The sequence below is a fragment of the Litorivivens sp. genome (genome assembly GCF_041625495.1).
Taxonomy (GTDB): Bacteria; Pseudomonadota; Gammaproteobacteria; order Pseudomonadales; family Spongiibacteraceae; genus Litorivivens.
In genome coordinates this window covers 1-5,034 of record NZ_JBFJTH010000220.1, presented here as the reverse complement: position 1 = coordinate 5,034, position 5,034 = coordinate 1, and the positions used below count along the sequence as shown (strand labels likewise).

Annotated in this window: 3 protein-coding genes; all 3 read right to left on the bottom strand. The window is 54.5% G+C overall.

All coding sequences use genetic code 11. The features are described from left to right. Positions 1-265 precede the first annotated feature (265 nt). Positions 266-484 carry a hypothetical protein gene (locus tag ABYP39_RS17285; RefSeq protein WP_372783834.1) on the bottom strand — a complete coding sequence of 73 codons (219 nt, stop codon included), beginning with the start codon at positions 482-484 and terminating at the stop codon, positions 266-268. A gap of 11 nt (positions 485-495) precedes the next feature. Beyond that, positions 496-1,038 carry a hypothetical protein gene (locus ABYP39_RS17280; RefSeq protein ID WP_372783832.1) on the bottom strand — a complete coding sequence of 181 codons (543 nt, stop codon included), beginning with the start codon at positions 1,036-1,038 and terminating at the stop codon, positions 496-498. After that, a partial coding sequence (locus tag ABYP39_RS17275) for an RHS repeat-associated core domain-containing protein (protein ID WP_372783830.1) occupies positions 1,035-5,034 on the bottom strand: 4,000 nt, incomplete at its 5' end. The genes ABYP39_RS17275 and ABYP39_RS17280, both read right to left, overlap by 4 nt.

Genomic DNA, 5,034 nt, shown 5'->3' with positions numbered 1-5,034 from the left:
GAGCCTGCCTTGCAGGCGATGGGGTTGGGTTTTCGTGGTTCCGGGGTTATTCGCCGGCGGGGCCGGCTCCCACAATTGGGGCTGCTGGTGGGAGCCTGCCTTGCAGGCGATGGGGTTGGGGTTTTTCGGGGTGCCGGGGTTATTCGCCGGCGGGGCCGGCTCCCACAATTGGGGCTCCCACCGATTCGCGGCAGAGCCTGCCTTGCAGGCGATAGTTTGCGGCTTTGGTTCGGCTGTGGGAGCTGGCCTTGCCGGCGCTGGCGCTCTACTGCGTTACGGTGACGGTGCTGGCATTCACATTGTTAACGGCCAGGGGGGTTTGTTGGCCCGTACTGGATTTGGTGGCCGTGGCCTCTATTCCTGCCACGCCAACACTGTTGTCGGGAGCCGCAAATTCAACGTATGGCGTGGAGCCGTCACCGCTGCAGGCGCTGAGTAATCCAATACAGGCAGCAACGATCAATGCTTTTTGATTCACCTTCATGGTTTACCTCGTTAGAAATCGGTGACGACGACAAAACGCCGGGATTCGCCGGCCGCGAGTGTTATCGGCTGGGCCAGTGAAAACCGTACGATGCAATCTTCGGGTATATGGCCTTCACGCGCCAGAATGGGCTCACCGACGTCGGCACTTTGATTGCTGTTGCTGTCGCTGACTAACCTCAGCGCCGTTATGGCGCCGGCCCGACCACCTGAAATGGTGACGGTAACGGTATCGAGCACCACGCTGTCGGATTCAGTATTTTCAACTACAAACGCAGCCAGTGTGAGGTTTTTGTCGCCCGGCCTGGACTTCACTTGCCCCGGCGGGGTGCTTGGTTCGGTAACCACATCGCCGCCATTGCCAGGCTCTTGTTGCGGGTTTTGTACCCGGCGGCTGAGCAGGTTGCCGGAGGCGTCGTATTCGTAGCGAATTTCCTTGATGCCATAATTGGCCACAATCAGCCGGCCGGCGTCGTCATAGCGGTATTCAACCACCTGCTGGGCGTGGGACGCTATCGCGATCAGGGCGAGTAAAAGTATTGTCAGCTGCTTCATGGCTGCACCCCCGGGTAGTTGTTTTCCGGGTTGAGCACATCCGGCCACCAGCTCTGCGGCACCGGCACAAAGGTACCCAGCAGCCCTTTGGCGCCAATCATGGCATCAAGCCAGCTGTCGTTTTCGTGATCTCGCTGCGCGCCGCGTAGCTGGTATTCAAGATTGCTTTCTATTTGCCTGAGGTGGTCACGGTGCCTGAGCAGCCAGCGCTCGCGATTGATATCGGTAAATTCGTCCAGCGGTATCTGTTTCTCTGCGAACAGCTCCTGCGCGGCGGTTATCTGTTTGCGGTAGTTTTCAAACGCTGCGTCGATACGGGCCTTGTAAATTCCATCGGTACGGTCGAGCGAATTTTTCAGTTTGATCGCTTCGTTGCCGACGCTCAACACCTGCAGGCCAGCGCCAACCTGGCCGACCAGTTTGACTCCGGTTTTTGCCGTTTTTAACCGCTGAGCATTTTTTACCTGCGCTTTTGCCGCTTTATTACCGTCTGGCGTATCCGTTGAGGTAAGCGCATTACCCAAGTGGGTTGCAAGCGTGTCGAAGCCATCCGCCACCGAGCTAGTGTAGTGGTCCAGTATTCCAGCTGCGCCCGTCAATAACGTGACCACGTCATACAACCCCGATGATTCGTCGGCTTCGACGGGGCCTGTCCCGAGCGGATCCTGATACCGCAGCGGGTTACGCGCAGCAAAGCTGTACGGGTTGATGCTGTGCGGATGCAGCCTGGCGGGAATGGGGTCTGGAGAGATAAAGCGCATGGTGGCCGCGTCGTATAACCGCTGGTAGGTGCGATACAGACTCGTACCCGGCTCACGCATCACGCCGTAGCGGCCTCCCCATGTGAATGGCGTGGTGCTATTACCACTGTGAGCCAGCAACGTACCGTAGGGCGTGTACTGGAAAGTATCGGTAACCTCGCCACTGTCATTGGTGATCAGGATTGTGTTGCCCATTGCATCAAAATGATGAAACGCACGCTCACCGCCAGGGTTAACGCTGTACAGGAGATAACCCTCGGGCGTATGCACGTAGTAGCGGGTATTTTCCGCATCGGAAATTTCGCTGACTGCAGGCAGGTGTTCAAACCCCATGTTCCAGCGGTAGGTTTTCGTGCTCTTGTCTTTCGTGCGACTGATCACACCACCAAAGGCGTCATACCCGAACGCGATATTGCCGTCCTTGTGCTGCAACGACGTTACACGCGACGCAATATCCCAACCGAAACGGTGGCTGCCATCATCCAGTAGACGTCCACGTGCATCGTAGCTGAAGCCACTCACCTGCTGCGCAGCATCTACTGACAGTGACAGCTGACTGTCGCCGGGTATCTGCGCGGCTACCGGCAATGTATGCTCTTGCCGAATGATTTGTCCGTCGGCATCGCGGTTGTATTGAATGCTGGCCAGAACCTCACCGGCACGCTCGAGTCGCAATAGGGTGATACGGCCATTTTTGTCTCGCGCGTGGATCTCTTCAATCCCGTTGGGGAAAATTATTTTTGTGATCTGGCCATCGGTATTGCGTTCGAAATTTGTTGTGCCACCTGCCCAATCACTGATCGAACTGAGCACGCCTTCATCGTCATAGCTATAGTTGATTAGGCCGGCATCTGGCAGGCTCAAGGAACTTACTCGCCCACCCTTCAGATAGTTCACATTGATGCCGTTACTGTAATTCAGTCGCGAGGTTTTTGTATATTGGAGCGTGACCCCTCTAGAGGCTGCAATCAATCGCCCTGCGCCGTTGTACTGGTAGTCCAATGAGGTGTCGTCGGAGAATTGACGCCTAAAAACCCGATCCGGGCCATAGTAACTGAGCTGCTGGCTGGTGCCGTCGGCGTACTGAACGCTAGCAAGACGACCGCGCTCATCGTAGCTGTAGGTTTCTTTGCGGCCCAGCGGGTCGATGCGCTGTTCGAGAAAGCCATGCATGGAATACTGGCTTTTCCAGCTGTTGCCGGCAGGATCAATAATCTCCGTTAGCCGCCCCTGATTATCGCGAGTGTATTTACCAACGATGCCGCCCGGTAAGGCTATCTCTGTGAGCTCACCCAGAGCATCATAGCTGTAATTTAGCGTACGACCCTGCGCGCTGGTTGCGCGCAGGATTCGCCCCATCGCATCGTAACTGAACTGTGAAGTACCACCTTCAGCATCGGTAATACTGAGCACTTGCCCCAGGGCATCGTAGGTATAGCGAACTTCGTTTCCTTCTGGGCTAATCGCCGCAATTAAGTTGCCAACTGCGTCGTAGTTAGATTTCCATCGATTACCCAGCGGGGTGATGGCCTCGGTAAGCTTTCCGGCGCCGTCGTAAACAAAGTCGGTCACGTTGCCTTCTCTGTTTTTTACCGCTGCGAGCTCGCCTCGGTTGCTGTAGCTGCGAGTGCTCTCATCAGCAAAAGCGTCTTTGACTGAAATCAAACGTACATTACTGTCGTAGTCAAATGTGTACTGCTCGCCATCGATACCTGAAAACCCCGTCAACAGTTTTTCATCACCGTAGGTGTGAGTGGTGGTATTACCATTTTCGTCAGTTTCCCGCAGCACAAGACCCAGAGGATCGCGCACGAAATTTTGCACTTTGCCATCTGGCAAGGTTATCTGTTGGAGACGGCCATGCTGGTCATGGGTGAATGCCGTGGTGTGGCCGCGTGAGTCGGTTCGGCTGACCAGGTTTCTATAACTGTCGTAGCTGAATTGAGTGACTGCGCCATCCGGCGTTGTCGCACTGGTTCGCAAGCCGCTCGCATCATATGTGTACTGCCATACCGCACCAGCTTGATTGGTGGTTTTGATCAAGTTGCCGCTGTCATCATACTGGTGACGCATGCTGGTGCCATCGGGGAATCGGATTTCTACCAGATCCTGATACACCTCACCGCTTTCACCGGTACGCGACTGGTACACAAACTGGGTGACCTCACCATTGCGGTTGGTCACACTGTCCACTTTGCCGTTGAGCGGATTGAATGTCAGCCGGGTTTCGCTGCCATCACTACGCTTGATCGCGTTATGCCGCCTAACATTATCTGCTGCCAGATTCAGCGTAACGCCCGCTTCATTCACGGCCTGTTGCAGAATACCCTCGCTGGTGTGAGTGTGGGTAAGTGTTTTGTTATCAGGCCCAGTCACAATGGTTTGCGTACCAGTGGTGTCGTAGGTGAATGTGAACGTATCACCGCGCGCATTTTTCTGGGTTTTCACCCGCCCTGACAATGGCTCTCCATCCAGCCGGGAAAAATAGCTTTGCTCGTACGGCATGTTTCCACCGCGTGACAATGCGGCCGTCATCAGACCCACATCAAACATGGAACCTGAGGTTAGATAACGGTAATCCAGCCACGGACCGCCTCGGGAGTACGAAACTCTAACAAGGTTATGACTATCATTGCTGCTAGCGGTTGATTCAGAAGGAGGAGGCGCAGTGGTAGATTCTGACCCGGAGCTCGAAAGTGGCGTAGGCTCTTGGGAGCTTTGTGGAGATGATGACATCTCAGCCTGGTAGGTAAGCCGAATATCTTCAACCGCACCGCCTGCGTGATCGGTTTCTACGTTGTAGAGCTTTTGTTCGCCATCTATATTGATATAGTAGTAATACAACCTGCGGCCATAGCCATCTGTAATTTTTTTTAGCTTTCCAAAGTCGCCTCTCGTAGTATTCGTTTCATAACTAAGCACCAGATTATTGCCTTTGCCATCTCTGACGTTAAGCAACTGTCCGTCGCTATTAAACAGATAGCTCAGCTGCTCATAACCGTTAAACACAATAAAGTCTGAACCAATTTCAATCAGTTGCAGTGGACGCTGCCCGTTCCCGCCCTGCCGAGACCAGTTGCCTTTACCGTCGGTGCTGAATTGATATACCTCCGCACGCGGGCTAATCACAACAACGATATTGCCTGCCCGGTGAAGCCGCCATTCAAAATTGTGCAGCCAGTTATTCCCGGTGTCTCCGGTTATATCGCCCTTGAGCAATTGCGACCCGTAATAG

Coding starts and splice junctions, on each gene's coding strand:
- ABYP39_RS17285 (WP_372783834.1), bottom strand. CDS start 484: ATGAAGGTGAATCAAAAAGCATTGATCGTTGCTGCCTGTATTGGATTA.
- ABYP39_RS17280 (WP_372783832.1), bottom strand. CDS start 1,038: ATGAAGCAGCTGACAATACTTTTACTCGCCCTGATCGCGATAGCGTCC.